Origin of the sequence: Stenotrophomonas sp. 169 (assembly GCF_014621775.1) — a bacterium.
In the GTDB taxonomy this organism is placed as follows: Bacteria; Pseudomonadota; Gammaproteobacteria; order Xanthomonadales; family Xanthomonadaceae; genus Stenotrophomonas.
The window spans coordinates 654,395-670,264 of the sequence record NZ_CP061204.1 but is presented as its reverse complement, the minus strand read 5'-3'; the positions used below and the strand labels follow the sequence as shown (position 1 = coordinate 670,264).

Annotated in this window: 15 protein-coding genes; 1 reads left to right on the top strand and 14 read right to left on the bottom strand. The window is 67.7% G+C overall.

From position 1 onward, the window contains the following. Window positions 1–29 precede the first annotated feature (29 nt). Window positions 30–1,346 (top strand): NCS2 family permease, encoded by a 1,317-nt coding sequence (locus tag ICJ04_RS02815; protein ID WP_188326048.1) that lies wholly within the window; start codon window positions 30–32, stop codon window positions 1,344–1,346. Between the two features lie 145 nt (window positions 1,347–1,491). On the opposite strand, the gene pncB is transcribed toward ICJ04_RS02815, so the two are convergent. The 14 genes from pncB to gspE form a co-directional block, all read right to left on the bottom strand. Beyond that, entirely contained in the window at window positions 1,492–2,670 is a 1,179-nt protein-coding gene (gene pncB, locus ICJ04_RS02810; protein WP_188326047.1) for a nicotinate phosphoribosyltransferase, read from the bottom strand. Between the two features lie 519 nt (window positions 2,671–3,189). Continuing rightward, window positions 3,190–4,026, bottom strand: a complete 837-nt coding sequence (locus tag ICJ04_RS02805) for a glycosyltransferase family 2 protein (RefSeq protein WP_188326046.1) — start codon at window positions 4,024–4,026, stop codon at window positions 3,190–3,192. Then, a complete protein-coding gene (locus ICJ04_RS02800; RefSeq protein WP_188326045.1) occupies window positions 4,023–4,880 on the bottom strand; it encodes a glycosyltransferase in 858 nt (285 codons plus the stop codon). The genes ICJ04_RS02805 and ICJ04_RS02800 overlap by 4 nt, the downstream gene beginning before the upstream one ends. A 102-nt stretch (window positions 4,881–4,982) precedes the next feature. Then, window positions 4,983–7,181, bottom strand: a complete 2,199-nt coding sequence (gene gspD / locus ICJ04_RS02795; RefSeq protein ID WP_188326044.1) for a type II secretion system secretin GspD — start codon at window positions 7,179–7,181, stop codon at window positions 4,983–4,985. A 9-nt stretch (window positions 7,182–7,190) separates the two neighbouring features. Further along, complete coding sequence (locus ICJ04_RS02790) at window positions 7,191–7,979, bottom strand: general secretion pathway protein GspN (protein ID WP_188326043.1); 789 nt, start codon at window positions 7,977–7,979, stop codon at window positions 7,191–7,193. Then, on the bottom strand, window positions 7,969–8,739 hold the full coding sequence (gspM, locus tag ICJ04_RS02785; protein WP_188326042.1) for a type II secretion system protein GspM: 771 nt from the start codon (window positions 8,737–8,739) through the stop codon (window positions 7,969–7,971). The genes ICJ04_RS02790 and gspM overlap by 11 nt, the downstream gene beginning before the upstream one ends. Then, complete coding sequence (locus ICJ04_RS02780; RefSeq protein WP_188326041.1) at window positions 8,714–9,865, bottom strand: PilN domain-containing protein; 1,152 nt, start codon at window positions 9,863–9,865, stop codon at window positions 8,714–8,716. The genes gspM and ICJ04_RS02780 overlap by 26 nt, the downstream gene beginning before the upstream one ends. Beyond that, the gene (locus ICJ04_RS02775) at window positions 9,862–10,725 is read right to left on the bottom strand and encodes a type II secretion system protein GspK (protein WP_188326040.1); all 864 of its coding nucleotides are present in this window, start codon (window positions 10,723–10,725) and stop codon (window positions 9,862–9,864) included. Before ICJ04_RS02775 ends, ICJ04_RS02780 begins: the two co-directional genes overlap by 4 nt. Further along, on the bottom strand, window positions 10,722–11,354 hold the full coding sequence (locus ICJ04_RS02770) for a prepilin-type N-terminal cleavage/methylation domain-containing protein (RefSeq protein ID WP_188326039.1): 633 nt from the start codon (window positions 11,352–11,354) through the stop codon (window positions 10,722–10,724). Before ICJ04_RS02770 ends, ICJ04_RS02775 begins: the two co-directional genes overlap by 4 nt. After that, window positions 11,351–11,794 (bottom strand): prepilin-type N-terminal cleavage/methylation domain-containing protein, encoded by a 444-nt coding sequence (locus tag ICJ04_RS02765; RefSeq protein ID WP_188326038.1) that lies wholly within the window; start codon window positions 11,792–11,794, stop codon window positions 11,351–11,353. The genes ICJ04_RS02770 and ICJ04_RS02765 overlap by 4 nt, the downstream gene beginning before the upstream one ends. Then, the gene (locus tag ICJ04_RS02760; RefSeq protein ID WP_188326037.1) at window positions 11,791–12,270 is read right to left on the bottom strand and encodes a GspH/FimT family pseudopilin; all 480 of its coding nucleotides are present in this window, start codon (window positions 12,268–12,270) and stop codon (window positions 11,791–11,793) included. The genes ICJ04_RS02765 and ICJ04_RS02760 overlap by 4 nt, the downstream gene beginning before the upstream one ends. A 35-nt stretch (window positions 12,271–12,305) precedes the next feature. After that, window positions 12,306–12,740, bottom strand: coding sequence for a type II secretion system major pseudopilin GspG (gene gspG / locus ICJ04_RS02755; protein ID WP_188326036.1), 435 nt, complete (start codon window positions 12,738–12,740; stop codon window positions 12,306–12,308). A 48-nt stretch (window positions 12,741–12,788) separates the two neighbouring features. Beyond that, window positions 12,789–14,009 carry a type II secretion system F family protein gene (locus ICJ04_RS02750; protein WP_188326035.1) on the bottom strand — a complete coding sequence of 407 codons (1,221 nt, stop codon included), beginning with the start codon at window positions 14,007–14,009 and terminating at the stop codon, window positions 12,789–12,791. A gap of 2 nt (window positions 14,010–14,011) precedes the next feature. After that, window positions 14,012–15,736, bottom strand: a complete 1,725-nt coding sequence (gene gspE / locus ICJ04_RS02745; RefSeq protein WP_188327177.1) for a type II secretion system ATPase GspE — start codon at window positions 15,734–15,736, stop codon at window positions 14,012–14,014. Window positions 15,737–15,870 lie beyond the last annotated feature (134 nt).

The window sequence follows — 15,870 nt, the reverse complement described above, 5'->3', positions numbered from 1 at the left end:
GTTTCCGTCCCGATCCTGCGAGATCCACCATGCGCCTGCTTGAGCGCCTGTTCCAACTGCAGCAGCACGGCACCACCGTGCGCACCGAACTGCTGGCTGGCCTGACGACCTTCCTGACGATGTCCTACATCGTCTTCGTCAATCCGGACATCCTCTCCACCACGGGCATGGATGCGGGCGCGGTGTTCGTCGCGACCTGCCTGGCCGCAGCACTCGGCTCGCTGGTGATGGCACTGGCCGCGAACTTCCCCGTCGGCATGGCGCCGGGCATGGGCCTGAACGCTTTCTTCGCCTTCACCGTGGTCGGTGCCTCTGGCCTGCCCTGGCAGCAGGCACTCGCGGCGGTGTTCATTTCCGGGCTCGTGTTCCTGGTGCTGTCACTTACCGGCGTGCGCGCGTGGCTGGTATCCGGCATTCCGTCGTCCCTGCGTTCGGCCATCGTGGCCGGCATCGGGTTGTTCCTGGCCATCATCGCACTGCAGAAATCCGGCGTGATCATCGGCAACGAAGACACGCTGGTCGCACTGGGCCCGCTCAACACGGCACCGCCGCTGCTGGCGCTGGCCGGGTTCCTGTTGATCGCCATCCTGGAAGCGCGCCGGGTGCGTGGCGCGATCCTGATCGGCATCCTTGCGGTCACGGCAGCGGGTTGGCTGCTGGGCAACGTGCAGTACCACGGCCTGATGTCGCTGCCGCCGAGCCTGGCCCCGACCTTCCTGCAACTGGACCTGCCCGGCCTGCTGCACCACGACGGCGGCGCGCCGCTGGCGGTGCTACTGCAGGTGGTGCTGGTGTTCGTGCTGGTGGAAGTCTTCGATGCCACCGGCACGCTGTACGGCGTCGTCGGGCGCGCGGGCCTGCTGAAACTGCCGGGCGCGCAGAAGCGGTTCGGGCGGGCCTTGTTCGCCGACAGCACGGCGATCGTGGCGGGGTCACTGCTGGGCACCAGCAGCACCACCGCCTTTGCCGAGAGCGCATCCGGCGTGCAGGCCGGCGGCCGCACCGGGCTGACCGCGCTGGTGGTGGCGGCGCTGTTCCTGGCGGCACTGCTGTTCTCGCCGCTGGCGGCGATGGTGCCCGGGTATGCCACCGCGCCGGCCCTGCTGTTCGTGGCCGGCTTGATGCTGCGCGAACTGGTGGAGGTGGACTGGAGTGACCTGACCGAATCGGTCCCGGCCGCGCTGTGTGCGCTGGCGATGCCGTTCACTTACTCCATCGCCAATGGCCTGGCCTTTGGCTTCATTGCCTACGCCGCGCTGAAGGCCGGCACAGGACGCTGGCGCGAAGTGCACGCCGCCGTGTGGTTGGTCGCCGGATTGTTCGTGCTGCGCTACGCGCTGGAATGAAACACGTCCCGGCCAGGAGCAGGTAGCGCCGAGCCGTGCTCGGCGAGCGCAGCGGCCGCTCTGGTTCTGCGCGCTGCTGACAAGTGCCGCTTCGCTCGCCGAGCGTGGCTCGGCGCTTCCGGAGCCCTGGGATCCGGGGCGCGGGTCAGACGCCCGGCGGCAGTTCGAATACCTGGCGCAGGTAGGCCAGGTAGCCCGGGTCATCGCACATGCTCTTGCCCGGCGAATCACTCAACTTCGCCACCGGCTGCCCGTTGCAGCGGACCATCTTGATGACGATGTTCAGTGGTGTGGGACCGAGATCGTTGGTCAGGTGCGTTCCCACACCGAAGGCGACCTGGCAACGACCACGGAAGTAGTCGAACAGACGCATGACCTTCTCGATATCCAGGCCATCGCTGAACACCAGGACCTTGCTGCGTGGATCCACGCGACGGTGCTGGAAATGGGCCAGCATGCGGTCGCCCCAGTCGAACGGGTCGCCGGAATCGTGGCGCACCCCGTCGAACAGCTTGCAGAAATACATGTCGAAATCGCGCAGGAAGGCATCCAGTCCGACCACGTCGGACAGCGCGATGCCCAGGTCGCCGCGATACTCGCGTGCCCACGATTCCAGCGCAGCCACCTGCGAATCGCGCAGGCGCGGACCGATGGCCTGGAACGCCTGCAGGTACTCATGCGCCATCGTGCCGTGCGGTGTCATGCCATACACGCGGGCGAAGTGCACATTGCTGGTGCCAACGAGCTGCGGGCCCAGCGCATCGCGCAGCAACGGCAACAACCGTGCATGCCAGTCACGTGAGTAGCGGCGGCGGCTGCCGTAATCGGCGATGCGGCACTGTTCGAACCCCGGCGTATCGCGCAGCAACGCGGCCTTGGCCTGCAGGCGGCGCTCGCCTTCGACGAAATCCGCGGTCGTGGTGTTGCGGAACCACACCTCGTTGATGATCGCCAGCAGCGGCACCTCGAACATGATGGTGTGCAGCCAGGGGCCGGTGATGTCCAGCTCGATCTCGCCCGGCACGCTGTCCGAGGCACGCAGGGTGATGTACTTGCGATCCAGGTGGAACAGGCCAAGGAAATCGGCGAAATCAGGCTTCACGAAGCGCAGGCCGCGCATGTAGTCCAGCTCGGCGCTGGTGAAGCGCAACGTGCAGAGGTGGTCGATCTCCTCGCTGATCTGATCGAGGAACTGCGCCAGGTCGATGCCCGGCGTACGGCACTTGAACCGGTACTGCACGATGGCGCCGGGATGCTGGTGCAGCACCGCCTGCATCATGGTGAATTTGTACAGGTCGGTGTCGAGCAGGGAGTGGATGATCATGCCGCCATTATGCGCCGCGTGCGGGCTTGTTGCCGGGCCCGCGGCCCGGCGCCTGCGGAGGCAACGTCAAGCGCAACGGCAACGGCAAGGGCAAGCGCTGCAGGGCTGATGCGTTGGTGGGGCGGGATGGGTTGGCGGGGGACGGCAAAAACTGCGTCCATGCGGGCCTCGTTTCGCGCCATCCATGGCGCTCAACGCCCCCGCCAACCCACCCCGCCCCACCTTCGACAGGTCCATGGGGGCCATGGAACCTTTGCCGACCTGTGATCGGCGGATGTTGGCGCGAGGGGGGATGATGCTTTCCGCCGACCATGGGTCGGCGCTACCGCTTTTCTCTTTTTTCATACGCGGCTGGCGGCCACGGAACCTGTCAGAGGGCCGGCCGGTGGGGCTGGGCGGGGGCGTTGAGTGCCATGGATGGCACGAAACGAGGCCCGCAGGAGCGGCTCTTGCCGTCCCCCGCCCAGCCCTACCGCCCGGCCCAAGCGCAGCTCAAGTGTGAAAGCCAGCCACGAGGGGCTACGCCGCTCGCAGCAACCTCGGCACCTGCAGCACCGCGTGCGCCCATATCGCCCCCCACACGGCCACCCGCACCGGCACGCTGCGCTGGTGCGCTTCAAAGCGCTTGAAGTAGCGCCACAACCCGCGATGTTTGTGCCACTCCACGAAGAACGGACGCGAGCGGCTGGAGACGCCCCGCACATGCACGACCTGCAGGTCGTTGGCGATGGCCACGACCCCGCCCGCATCGCGCACGCGACGGCACAGGTCCAGGTCTTCGGCATGCAGGCGGTAGCCGGCATCCCAGCCACCGATCCGGTCGAACAAGGCGCGTGGCATCAGCATCACAGCACCGGACAGGGCCGGCACCGCTTGCATCGCCAGCGACGCGTCGCGCGCGATGGCCAGCTTCGAGCCACGCCCGGGGGACCGCAGCATCATCAGGAAATCAGGGTCGCGACGACGCACGGCTTCATCCGGTTGACCCTGCTCGTCCACCTGCTCCACGCCAAGCAGGCAGTCACCCAGCGCGCTGCCGCGCTCACACAGCCGGGCCAGCGTATCCGGCTCGACCAGCACGTCCGGGTTGATGAAGGCCAGCCACGGGCTACACGAATCGGCCACCCCTTGGTTGTTGGCTGCGGCAAAGCCGGGGTTGTCCGGGTTGGCGATGAAGCGCACACGGGCGTCGACGCTGGCGTGGCGCTGCAGGATCTCGACGGTATCGTCCTGCGACGCGTTGTCGATCACACGGATCTCGGCGATGCCGTGCGCGTCGCGCAGGCGCTGCACGCAGGCATCGATGGTGCTGCTGCTCTGGTAAGTGACGACGACGGCAACAATGGCCTGGTTCAAGCGGCTGACTCCGGCGGGGACGATGCGGCACCGAACAGATCGCCCTGCGCCTCGGGCATTATCGCGCGCTGGTAGCGGGCCTGCAGGTCATCACGTGCGTCACGCAGCGGATCGTGCATCAGGAAGTCCGCCAGCCGTGGCGTCCACGCCGGCCAGCTGCTCGATAACGCGTCCAGATCACCGGGGTGGTTGCTGCCCTCGCTGCCGCGTGCGACGAACGCGGTCTCGCACAGCACATTGCGCCAGCCCAGGCCGGCCATGCGCAGGCCCAGATCGATCAGCGCCGCACTCCAGCCACCGTAGCTGTCGGTATCCAGTCCGCCGGCACGCTGGCGTGCGCTGCCGCGCACCAGCACCGCGTGGGTCACCGCCGAGGGCAGCTCCGGATGCTGCGGCGGCATCGCCGCGGAGGCCACCGACAACGCCGGCGGGAAGGCCGGCAGCGGATTGATCTCGCCCAGCCGTGGCCAGGCCACCGTGCCGCCCGCGTTGCACCAGGGCGTTGCAGTCGCGATCGAAGCATCACGGGCGAAGCAGGCCTGCAACTGGTCCAGCCACCCTGACACCGGGACACTGTCCGGTGCCAGTACCGCAACATCCATACCGGCGCACGCGCGCAGCATTTCATCCAGGTGGGCGACTTCGCCCAGCGGCCGTGCGCGCCGGGTGTACTCGGCCTGCAATGGGGTATGCGCCAACCAATGCGCGATGACTGCCTGCGCACGCGGTCCGGCCTGCGCGTCGTCGGCCAGCCAGATCGCAGTGCCCGCAGCGGTGCCCGCGTCCAGCGCGGCCAGGCAATGGTCCAGCGCCGCGTCGTCCACGCCCAACGGCAACAACACGATCGCCCCCATCCCGCCTCCGCTGGTGGATGCACGGCGGGCGGTTGCCCTGGCCGTGTGCTGCCAGCGTAGCAAGCAACACGGTCGCATGGCGACTGTCGATGACGCAGAGTGCTACTTGCCGCGCGGCGCGCTGATCGGCTCCATCGCACGGAAGCGACGGCTGTACTCATCAGTGAGAATGCGCGCTTCCTGACCATTGCGGACGATCGTCGGGGTGAGCAGCACGATCACTTCCGAGCGACGGCTGCTGCGGGTTTTCTGCCCGAACAGGGCGCCCACGACCGGGATCCGGCTGAGGCCGGGAATGCCGTTGTGGCCGTCGTTCCCGCTATCTGTGATCAGACCGGCCAGCATGATGGTGTCACCGCTCTGGATGGCCGCCTCGGTGGCCATCTTGCGGGTAGAAATGCGCGGATTGCAGTTGCTTTCCTGCGGGTTGCAGGTGCTGGGAATCAGTTCGGCGCTGCTGACTTCCTGCACGATGTCCATGAACACGGTGCCGTCGCGGGTGATCCGCGGGCGCACCTTCAAGATCACGCCGGTGTCGATGTACTGCACCTGGCCGACGGTACTGGCCCCGATCCCGGTATTGACCGTGGTAGTCACGATCGGGATACGGTCACCGACATTGAGCGTGGCCTCGGCGTTGTTACGCACGAAGATGGAGGGCGTCTGCAGCAGGCGCAGGTCGGTCACCTTGTCCAGCGCGCTGACCACTGCGGCGGCATTGCGGCCAAGGAACGTCCAGCCCAGTCCGCTGCTGCCGGTGATCGCACCGGCATAGCTTCCCCATATGTCGCGCCCTGCGGCATTGGGCAGCGTCGCCCCGCCCACGGCACCGGTGAAGCTGGCGCCCTGCACGGCATTTTCGAAGTACCAGTTGACCCCGTAGCTGAGATCGCCGGTCAGGCTGACCTCGGCCACCTGCGCTTCGATGTGGACCTGCATGGGCATCACGTCCAGCTTTTCGATCACTTCGCGGATGGAGCGCCATGCCTGCGGCGTGGCGCGCACCAGCAAGGTATTGGTTTCTTCCACCGCCGACACGCCGACACGGTCGGCGCCGATTTCCAGCGTCACGCTGGCGTTGCCGGCCTGTCGCTGCGGCAGGCTCATGCCGCTGTTGCCGGTGCCTCCGCTGGCGCCCGTACCGCTGCTGTCGCTGCCGAGCGAGGGGGTGTCCGTCCCGCCATCCTGGCCACGGCCACCGCCGCCGTCGATGCGCGAACTGCTGGCGCCCGGTGCCAGCGATGCACCGCTGTCGCCGCCACGGCTGCCGCTGCTGCCGAAGGTTTCCGCCAGGCGCTCGGCCAGGTCACGTGCCTTGATGTAGCGCAACTCATGGGAAAACAGCCGGGGCGCGCCGCCCGCGGTATCGATGCGGTCCAGCCACTCCTGGATCTGGTCGAGGTAGCGCACCTGCGGGGTGATCACCAACACCGCGTTGGCATTCTCCAGCGGCAGGAAACGCAGCATGCCGGCGCTGGGCGTCTTGCTGTCCTCGCCGAATATCTTTTCCAGATCCGCAGCAACCTGCTCGGCCTTGCCGGACGTGATCGGGAACACGCCCACCGACATGCCAGCCAACCAGTCGACGTCGAATATCTGCACCGTGTGCAGGTAGTTCTCCAGCTCGGCGCGCGTTCCGCCCAGCGTGATGACGTTGCGTCCACTGTCGACATTCACGATGGCATTCGGCCGCGCGTAAGGCTCAAGCACCTTCTTCATTTCCGCAGCCGAGATGAACTGCAGGGGCACCACCCGCACCTCGAACCCACGGGCGCTGGCGGCGGGCGCGGTGCTCGGCGCCACGGTTCCGGCGAGCGCCTGGTCGGCGGCAACGATGTTGTAGCGTCCGCCGCTGTACACCATGCGCGCGTTGTTCCACCCCAGCACCATCTCCAGCAGGTTCAGTGCCTGCGCGCCGGACACCGGCCTGGGCGTTGCCAGGGTGACCGTGCCCTGCACGCCGGGCGCGATGACGTAGTTCTGCCCCAGCAGGTCGCCGAGGATCGCCTTGACCACGGCGTGAAGCGATTCGCCCTCGAAGTTGAAGGTGGCATCGCCGCTGCTGGCCTGTCCCAACGCCGGCGACGCTGACGACGCGGCACTGCGGTTGATCATCGTGCCGGTGCCCCGCCGGATGACGGCCTTCGGCGCACCCTGCACGTCATCGCCATCGGCGTCAGTGGCAGGTACGGCCACGCCGGTGTCGAACCGGGCATTGCGCTGCACGTCCGGGATCGGCGCTGTCGTGCAGCCGACCAGCAAGGCCAGGGCGAAAGAGCAGGAAAGGAAACGCAGGTTCATGCTTGCACTCTATCGGTTGGCAGCGCCGCCGGTAGGCGACGTTGACTGGCGTTGTTGTTGCTGTTGCTGCAGTTGCTCACGTCGGGCGCGGATGCGCTCGCGGATCGCCCGCATCTGTTCTTCACTTGGCCCTTGATTGGCAGCGTCTGCGGGTGCCGGAGCCGTCGCGGGCGATGCAGCGGGCGATGCCGCAGGTGCGGCGGGCGAACTGCGTGACGGCTGCGGCGGCGGTGCTGGGGGTACGGCCTGTCGCGCCGTGCCCGTCGTGCCTGCCGCGGCGGTGTCGCGCAGCACCGTGGGGGGCTCGCCTCCCTGACCGTCGAACACCGCAAGTTCCAGTACCTGCGCGCCGTCGGGACCGAGGACGGTGGCCCGCCGCGGCTCCAGTGCGAGCAGTTGCCAGCCTTCCACCGCGTCGCTGTTCAGGCGCAGGCGCAGCGAGCGGCCCTGCTCTCCCGACAGCGTCGCCATGCCGAAATTTCCGCTGAGCAGCACGCCGGTCAAACGCAGCGCACCGCCGCTGGCAGCCGCTTCCGGGCCGCCGAGGCGGAACGGGTGCGGGCGGCGATCTTCAGCGAAGACCGGCCGCTCGACGACGGCGGTGAAGCTGGCAGATGTAACCAGAGGCTCGGCCCGTTGCGCAGGCAGGTTCGGCAACACCGGTACCGGTACGCTGGTGGCGTCTGCAGCGTCGATGCCGCCGCCGACGCCCAGGCGTGTGGCCAGCCACGCGGTGCCGGCCAGCACTGCGATGCCGAGCAGGATCGACGTGCGCAGGTTGAAACGATCAATCCGCATCCGGCGCCTCCACGACATCCACGACGTCGTCAACGGGCGGGCTGGCGGCATCGGGGCTATGTGCATCTGCAGGCGCAGCCTCGACATCGGACGCGGGCGCCGCGTTGGCTGACAGGCCACTGTCGGCAGGCATCGCAACACCCGTTGGCGGCGTGGCCTGCAGGGTGTCCAGGCCCCCCGGCTGCAGGTAGCCGACCAGTTCGAACGACACATCCAGTCCGGTTCCCGACTCCACGGGCGACTGCTGGAAACGCTGGGCCAGCATGTTGAGGTTTTCCACGAACAGGCGCGGCGTGCCGGTTTCCAACGACTGCAGCACGGTGGCCATTTCGTCCACGCCGCAGCGCAGCCGGACCTGCATGGCCACGCGCGTGTACGTGGCGTCGCCGCGGCTGTCCGGCATCGGGGTGCGGTTGCTGACCACGCAGGCGCGGTTTCCCGGGCTGGCGGATGCGACGACCTCCTGCACGCGCGCCGAAAGCGCGGCCGCGGCCCCTTCAGCCGTCGCCTCGGTCAGGAAGCCGGGGCGCTGGCGCAGGGCCTCCTGCACCTGCTGCAGCCGCTCGGCCACCTGGGGACGCTGGTCCAGCTGGACCTGCACGCGCTGTTGGCGTTCCTGCAATGCCACGATCTCCTGGTCCATCGCACGCCAAGGCACCGTAAACAGGGGATGCACGAGCAACAGGTAGACCAGCGCCAGCACCGCCAGCAGCAGTCCAAGCGCCAGCCAGCGGTCACGGCGTGTCGGTGCGGACGGCATGGGCCGGCTCCTTTTTTGCTGCCGGCAGCGGCGTCGCCAGCGGCCGCAGTTCCGCAGTGAGGGTGAAACGATCACGCCCGCCTGCCGTGCCATCGGCCTGCAGCACGCCGGTCAGGTTCACCCGCTGCCACAACGGGGATGCCTGCAGCAGGGGCACCAGCTGGTTGGCTTCGCGGCTCAGCCCGATCAGCTGCACCTGTTGGTTTTCCACGCCGATCTTTTCCAGGTAGGTGCCATCGGGCAGCAAGCTGCTCAATTCATTCCACAGCGCCAGCATGGTCGGTCGCTTGACGTGCTCACTGTCCAGGAACGCGGCGCCGTCGACCAGGGTCTGCAGGCGGGCTCGCTCGTTGGCCACGCCACGCGCATTGCGCGCGCTACGCTCCACGTCGGTGCGCAGCTCGTCCACGGCTCGTTCGCGGTTGTGCAGCAGCTGGCTGCCCGCCAGCGTCAGCATCACCGCAGCGGCCCCGGCCAGCAGCAACTCAAGCCGCAGCTGCGGGTTGCGGATGCGCTGGCGCTGCCCGGGCGGCAGCAGGTTCACGTGCAACGGAGCGCCCGCGGCGTCGACCACGTCGATGCCACTGACCGCGTCGGCCCAGTTTCCGACGGCCTGCTGCCACTGCTCCAGGCGCTGCCGCGGCAGCAACACCAGCTCGGCCTGGAGGTGGTCCCCGCTCGGCGGGCCCAGCACCCTCACGTCGTAGGTGACCTGATCGACAGCGAACGGCGTCTGCCGGTCGATCTCGTACCCCATCACATCGCGCAGCCGACCGGTCGCCGCGGCGGGAACCCGCAGGGTCCGCCGCAGGACCTCACCCGCATCGAGCACCCAGTAACGGGGCAAGCGTTGCAGCCGCGGCTCCAGCGCCGCAGCCAGGGCGGTGGGTTGGCACGGCCAGGGCAGCGTGCCGACCAGCGTGGTTTCGCCTCCGATGTCGCGCTCCATGCGCAGGGTGTCGCCGCACTGGCGCAGCAGCAGGCGGGCCGGCGCCCAGCCCAGCGCCCATTGCCAGCGTGCCGGCAGCCAGGCCAGCAGCGCATCCCGCCACCAGCGCAGGAACGCGCTGGCACGCGGCATCAGTTGCGCCCCCACCTGCCTGAATCCATGCTGCCATGCGGTCATTGCGAGGCCATTCCCTGTTCCCATCCAAGCACTGTATAAGCCCGGCCCATCGCCGTGCTCGGGGTGTTGCGCACTACCGCGCGGCTGACGGCGGCACGGCCGCGCTCATCCACCACGCTGCACTCGATACTATAGGTGCCACTGCCGCTGGCAACAGCGGGCGCCGACATCGTGTCGTTGCTGCCTGCCCACTCCTGCTCGCGCTGTGCCTGCACCAGCGCGGCATCCATGCCCAGCGCCGTCAGCACCGGGCCCTGCGCGAAGCGCGCATCCGGCCGTGCCAGACGGCTGTGCAGGGTCAGCATCGGGCGCATGCGTGCGTACAGCGACGGGGTCATGCCCAGCACCCGCTGCAGCTCACCCAACGTCTCGAAACGTGCGTTGCGCGGACCGTAAGGCAGGCCTGCGGCGACATAGTCGGGACCCTCTGCGCCGCCCCCGACAGGACTCAGGTCGTCGGCGTCGCGCCAATCCACGATCGCGCCGGCCAGGCGCGTGGCAGCGGCGGGTTCGACCTGCAGGGCTTGCAGGAAGCCCTGCAACAAGGGGATGTCGGCCAGGTTGAGATTGATCTTGCCGCTCTCGTCTTCAATGCGGATATCGACCTGCGCACCGTCGAAGCGCCAGCGATAGAGGCGACCATCCGGCTGCCACGCAGGCCGCTGCGGGTCCGCACGCAGCCGCGACATGGCGTAGGCTACACCGGCACGGCCGATTTCCTGTGCGCGCCCGCTGTCATCCTGCACGCGCTGCTGCAGGTGTTCAATCCTGGCCGACATGGCAAACGCGCCGACCAGCGCAGTCAGCAGGGCGATCAGCCACAGCACCAGCACCAGCGCAGCACCGCGTGGGGCCCTCATCGCGCACCCGCCTGCGCCGCATTCTCCAGCACCACCTGCAGATCCGGCCACGCCGGTCCTCGCAGAGGCTGCACCTGGATCGACACCAGCAGCGGCGGGCGACGGGTATCCGGCCATTCCGTCATCCAGTCACCCATCTGTCCACTGGCCGCATCGATGCCGCGGTAACGAAGGGTGACCCGCTTCAGCTCATCCACCAGCACCTCCGGCGCACGCGGCGGACGCTCGGGGATCTGCACGCCGCCCTGCACCATCACCAGGCCGAGCTGCAGGCGCACGCCCTGGCCGCTGCGCACTGCCTGCAGATCATGCACGTAGGATCCTCCCCGTCCCAGATACGCAGGCACGTCGGCGACAAAGCGCAACCGCTGGGCTTGGCCGATGAAGAACTGCGGCTCGCGTGCCGGGTCGAGCGGCTCGATCGGGCTGCGCAGCGCTTGGGTGAGCTGGCGCCGAAGCAGCCCCTGCACCGCGCGCATGCGCTCGTTGTCGGCCGCGATGGCTTCACCCCGCTGGCTGATGGTCATCGCCGAACGCACGGTCACAAAGGCGAGCGCCAGCCCGGCAGCGAGCAGCGCGGTGGCCAGCAGCACTTCGATCAGGGTGAATCCGCGCACACGGATGCTCACGGCGTCGCCTCCAGCGCGGGCGGCACCAGGCGCAGGCTGCGCCAGGCCAACTGTCCTGCTCGCGGCTGGTCCCAGCGCACATGCAGGTCCAGTTCGAGCAGCCGTGGCGCCGCAGGTCCGGTCGCGACGGCGCTGCCGGATGCGCGCGGTTCCACGAACGGGCGCACCTGCAGGGTCCACCGGTAACGGCCCTGTTCCCATTGGCCCTGCTGCTGGCCTTCCCGCAACGGCGCTTCAACGCCTGCGACAGCCAGCAGCGACTGTGCGTGCAGCACCGCGCGCGAGCGCACGTCGGCCTGGCCGACCTGTCGTGCGGCACCGGACAACGTGCCCAGCAGCAGGGTCAGCGCCATGGCCAGCAACGCGAAGGCCACCAGCACTTCCAGCAAGGTGAAGCCGCGTACCGCGCGTTTACCGGCAAGGGCGCTGCGTGACCTCATTGAGCCCGCTCCGGGCCGGAGGTGACTTCACCGGTCAGCCAGCCCACGTTGATCCGCCAACGTGCGTCCCCGCGACGCAATACGATACGGCCGCCGCTGGCGCCCCCATCTGGATGGAACTCGATGACCCCCTGCCCTGCGGCAGGTTGCAGCTGTGCTGCGCCCTCGAAGTCGACCTGCACCTGCTCTGGCCATGTGCCACGACGACCGGCCGCCGCTTCCCAGCGCCGTTGACGGGGCTCGATCAGGAAGCGCTGCACGCTGCCACGGGCAATCGCTTCGGCACGCGTGGCGCGCAGTTGGTTGGCGATTTCTTTGCCGGCACTGCGCAGCTGCATGCCGGCCATGCCACGCGAGAACATGCCCGCAGTGACCAGCCCGACCATCGCGATCAGGGCGATCACCAGCAGCATCTCCAGCAGCGACATGCCCTGTGCCTGCGCACCGGTGCTACTGCGGCAAGAACGGCGCGGCATGGCCACGCCGGAGCGGACGGCCCCTGTTTTCAATGTCACTGCTCGTAGCGGATGTCCGCATCGAAGCTGCTGCCGCCGGGCTTGCCATCCTTGCCCAGGCTGATCAGGTCGTAATCCTGGCTTTCACCGGGTGCGCGGTAATCCAGCGGGCGGCCCCACGGATCGTCCAGATCCGATGCCTTCGCATAGGGTCCCATCCAGCCATTCACACCGGCCGGCTGGGTGACCAGCTCGTCCAGTTTGGCCGGCAGGCGGTTGGTATCCAGGCGGTAGTTGTCGATCTTGCTGGCGACGGTCTGCACCTGCGCCTTGGCGATGTTGGCCTTGCCACGATCGGCACCGCCGAGCACACGGCTGGCGACCAGGGTGAGCACCGCGCCGATCAGCACGATGACGATGATGATCTCCAGCAGGCTCATGCCCGACTGGTTGCGCGGCGAGGAAAAGCGGGGAGTGGCACGTCGTTTCATCAGCAGGTTCCTTGTTGCGGGAGTGCACGTCATTGCAGTGGGACGGATTCAGCCAATCGCGTTGGTGAGGTCATACATCGGTACCAGCACGGCCATGATGACAAGCCCCACCACCGAGGCCAGTACGAGGGTGATCGCCGGCACCATCGCCGACAGCAGGCGGTCGATGCTGCGTGCGGTTTCCTGTTCGAAGGTGTCGGCCGTCTTCAGCAGCATCGCATCCAGCGCGCCGGATTCCTCACCGACCTGGATCATCTGCAGGGCCAACCGGGGAAAGCGCTTGCCGCGTGCCAGTGCCGCAGACAGGCCGTTGCCACTTTTCACTTCGTCGCTGGCGATGTCGATGTCGGCAGCCAACGCGCGGTTGCCCAGCACGTTGCGCGCAATGCCCAGTGCGGCCAGCAGCGGCACCCCGTTGCGCAGCAAGGTGCCCAGCGTGCGCGCCAGCCGCGCGGTTTCCAGCTTGCCCAGCAGTGCGCCGATACCCTTGCGTCGCAGCAGCCAGCCATCCAGTGCCAGGCGGAACGCCGGCTGCCGTGCCTTGCGCTCCAGCAGCCAGGCGATCGCGGCGGGAATGACGATGATCCAGATCCAGCCATCACGCACCACCAGACCCACCTGCAGCACCAATTGGGTGAACCACGGCAGCTCCACGTCGAGGCTTTCATACATCTGCGCGAACTGCGGCACCACGTAGCCCAGCAGGAACAGCAGCGCACCGCCCACCACCACCAGCAGGATGGCGGGATAGATCAGCGCATTGACGACCCTGCCCTGCAGCGCGCGGCTGCGTTCCAGGTAGTCGGCCAGCCGCTGCAGCGTGTCGTGCAGGCTGCCACCGGCCTCACCGGCGCGCACCATGTTGATGTACAGCCGCGAGAACAACCCGTGCTGGCGTTCCAGCGCGCTGGACAGCGACGCCCCGCCCCGCACGGTGTCGCGGATTTCGCTGATGACCCGACGCGAGCGCTCGTCTTCGGGCAGGCTGAGCAGGATGGTCAGCGCGCGATCGAGCGGTTGGCCCGCGCCCAGCAGCGTCGACAATTGCTGGGTGAACTGCAGCAGCGCAGCGCCCTGCATCGGCCGGCTCTTGAACAGGGAACGCAACTGGCCACCGTCCATGCCGCCTTCGCTGGCCAACCGGGTTTCCATCGGCAAGTGGCCCTGCTCCTGCAGGCGCACGACCAGCTCGGCCTGGCTGACCGCCTCCATCTGGCCATCCACCATGTCGCCCTGTGCATCCAGCGCCTTGTAGCGGTACAGCGGCATGCTCAGCTTTCCTCGGTGGTACGCAGGACTTCTTCCAGCGTCGTCTGCCCGGCCAGCGCCTTCAGCAGGCCGTCTTCGTACATCGTGCGCATGCCGCCATTGCGTGCAATGCGCTCGATCTCACCCATGCCTTCGCGACGCATCACCGCGCGGCGCAGCTCGTCGTTCATCACCAGGAACTCGACGATGGTGGTGCGCCCGAGGTAACCGGTGGGCGCGATCGCCGAGGGTCGCGGGCGGAACAGGTGGATCGTGCCGTGCGGCTGCAGACGGCGCAGGTCGAAGCGCTCGATCTCTTCAGGCGATGCCTCATACCGCTCGGCATGGGTCGGCTCCAGGCGGCGCACCAGGCGCTGGGCCAGGATCCCGTTGATGGTGGAGGTCAGCAGATAATCCTCCACGCCCATGTCGAGCAGGCGGGTGATGCCGCCTGCGGCATTGTTGGTATGCAGCGTGGACAGCACCAGGTGGCCGGTCAGCGCGGACTGGATCGCGATGCGCGCGGTTTCCAGGTCGCGCATCTCGCCGATCATGATGATGTCCGGATCCTGGCGCACGATGCTGCGCAGCGCATTGGCGAAGTCCAGGCCGATCTGCGGCTTGGCCTGGATCTGGTTGATGCCTTCGATCTGATACTCCACCGGGTCTTCGACGGTGATGATTTTCACGTCGGCGGTGTTGAGCTGGCTCAGCGCGGTGTACAGCGTGGTGGTCTTGCCCGATCCGGTGGGGCCGGTCACCAGCAGGATGCCGTGCGGTTGCTCCAGCACCTTGCGGAACGCCGGCAGGAACTCCTCGGTGAAGCCCAGTCGTTGGAAATCGAACACGACGGTTTCACGATCCAGCAGACGCATGACCACGCTTTCGCCATGCGCGGTCGGCACGGTGCTGACGCGCAGGTCCAGTTCCTTGCCCTGCACACGCAGCATGATGCGGCCATCCTGCGGCAGGCGACGTTCGGCGATGTTGAGCCGCGCCATGATCTTGATGCGGCTGATCACCGCAGCGGTCAGGTTGGACGGAGGGCTCTCGCCTTCGATCAGCACGCCATCCACGCGATAGCGCACCTTCAGCCGCGTCTCGAACGGCTCGACGTGGATGTCCGAGGCACGCAGTTCAACCGCACGCTGGATCACCAGGTTCACCAGTCGGATCACCGGTGCTTCAGAGGCAAGGTCACGCAGGTGCTCGATGTCGTCGACCGCGGCGCCCTCGCCATCGGCGGTTTCCACGATCGCCCCCATGGCGCTGCGACCCTGCCCATACCAGCGCTCGATCTGGTCGTCGATCTCGGCACGTTGGCCGATACGCGGATGCACCGGCACGCCCATCGCCAGCGAGATCGCCTGGCACGGATAGGGATCGTGGGCATCGGCCTGCCACAGCAGCAGGCCGCTTTCGTCCAGCGAAATCGGGCAGACGTGGAACTGCTTCAGGAAGCGCAGCGTCACCGGCAGGGCATCGGCCAGCGAGGGCGGCGGTGCATCCGGCATCTGCCGTGCATCCAGCAGTTCAATCCCGAGCACGTCGGCGGTGGTCTGTGCCTGGTCCCGTTCGGACACCAGGCCCAGGCGGACCAGCAGCGACAGCAGGCTGCCGCCCGATTCGGCATGCAGGGTGCGCGCGCGGGCGAGATCGGCTTCCTTCAACCGACCGCGCGCGATCAGCGCATCGATCAACGGCGCTTCAGCAGTATTCACGTTGGCAGGGTCGACAACCGCGTTCACAGAAAGCCTCACGTGCAATCGTCCAGACTGTAGCAGCATGCCGTCGGCTGCTACCGTTCAGATCGGAAAAAAGCACGACTGCATCAATAAAAAGGCCCGCCAGGTTCACTGGCGGGCCAGGTGCGTCAGAGACG

Bases quoted from the DNA above. Each gene is read 5' to 3' on its own strand.
- ICJ04_RS02790 (WP_188326043.1), bottom strand. From the start codon at position 7,979: ATGCGGATTGATCGTTTCAACCTGCGCACGTCGATCCTGCTCGGCATC.
- gspG (WP_188326036.1), bottom strand. From the start codon at position 12,740: ATGAAACGACGTGCCACTCCCCGCTTTTCCTCGCCGCGCAACCAGTCG.
- ICJ04_RS02815 (WP_188326048.1), top strand. From the start codon at position 30: ATGCGCCTGCTTGAGCGCCTGTTCCAACTGCAGCAGCACGGCACCACC.
- ICJ04_RS02765 (WP_188326038.1), bottom strand. From the start codon at position 11,794: ATGAGGTCACGCAGCGCCCTTGCCGGTAAACGCGCGGTACGCGGCTTC.
- ICJ04_RS02750 (WP_188326035.1), bottom strand. From the start codon at position 14,009: ATGCCGCTGTACCGCTACAAGGCGCTGGATGCACAGGGCGACATGGTG.
- gspM (WP_188326042.1), bottom strand. From the start codon at position 8,739: ATGCCGTCCGCACCGACACGCCGTGACCGCTGGCTGGCGCTTGGACTG.
- ICJ04_RS02775 (WP_188326040.1), bottom strand. From the start codon at position 10,725: ATGAGGGCCCCACGCGGTGCTGCGCTGGTGCTGGTGCTGTGGCTGATC.
- ICJ04_RS02800 (WP_188326045.1), bottom strand. From the start codon at position 4,880: ATGGGGGCGATCGTGTTGTTGCCGTTGGGCGTGGACGACGCGGCGCTG.
- ICJ04_RS02780 (WP_188326041.1), bottom strand. From the start codon at position 9,865: ATGACCGCATGGCAGCATGGATTCAGGCAGGTGGGGGCGCAACTGATG.
- ICJ04_RS02760 (WP_188326037.1), bottom strand. From the start codon at position 12,270: ATGCCGCGCCGTTCTTGCCGCAGTAGCACCGGTGCGCAGGCACAGGGC.
- gspD (WP_188326044.1), bottom strand. From the start codon at position 7,181: ATGAACCTGCGTTTCCTTTCCTGCTCTTTCGCCCTGGCCTTGCTGGTC.
- pncB (WP_188326047.1), bottom strand. From the start codon at position 2,670: ATGATCATCCACTCCCTGCTCGACACCGACCTGTACAAATTCACCATG.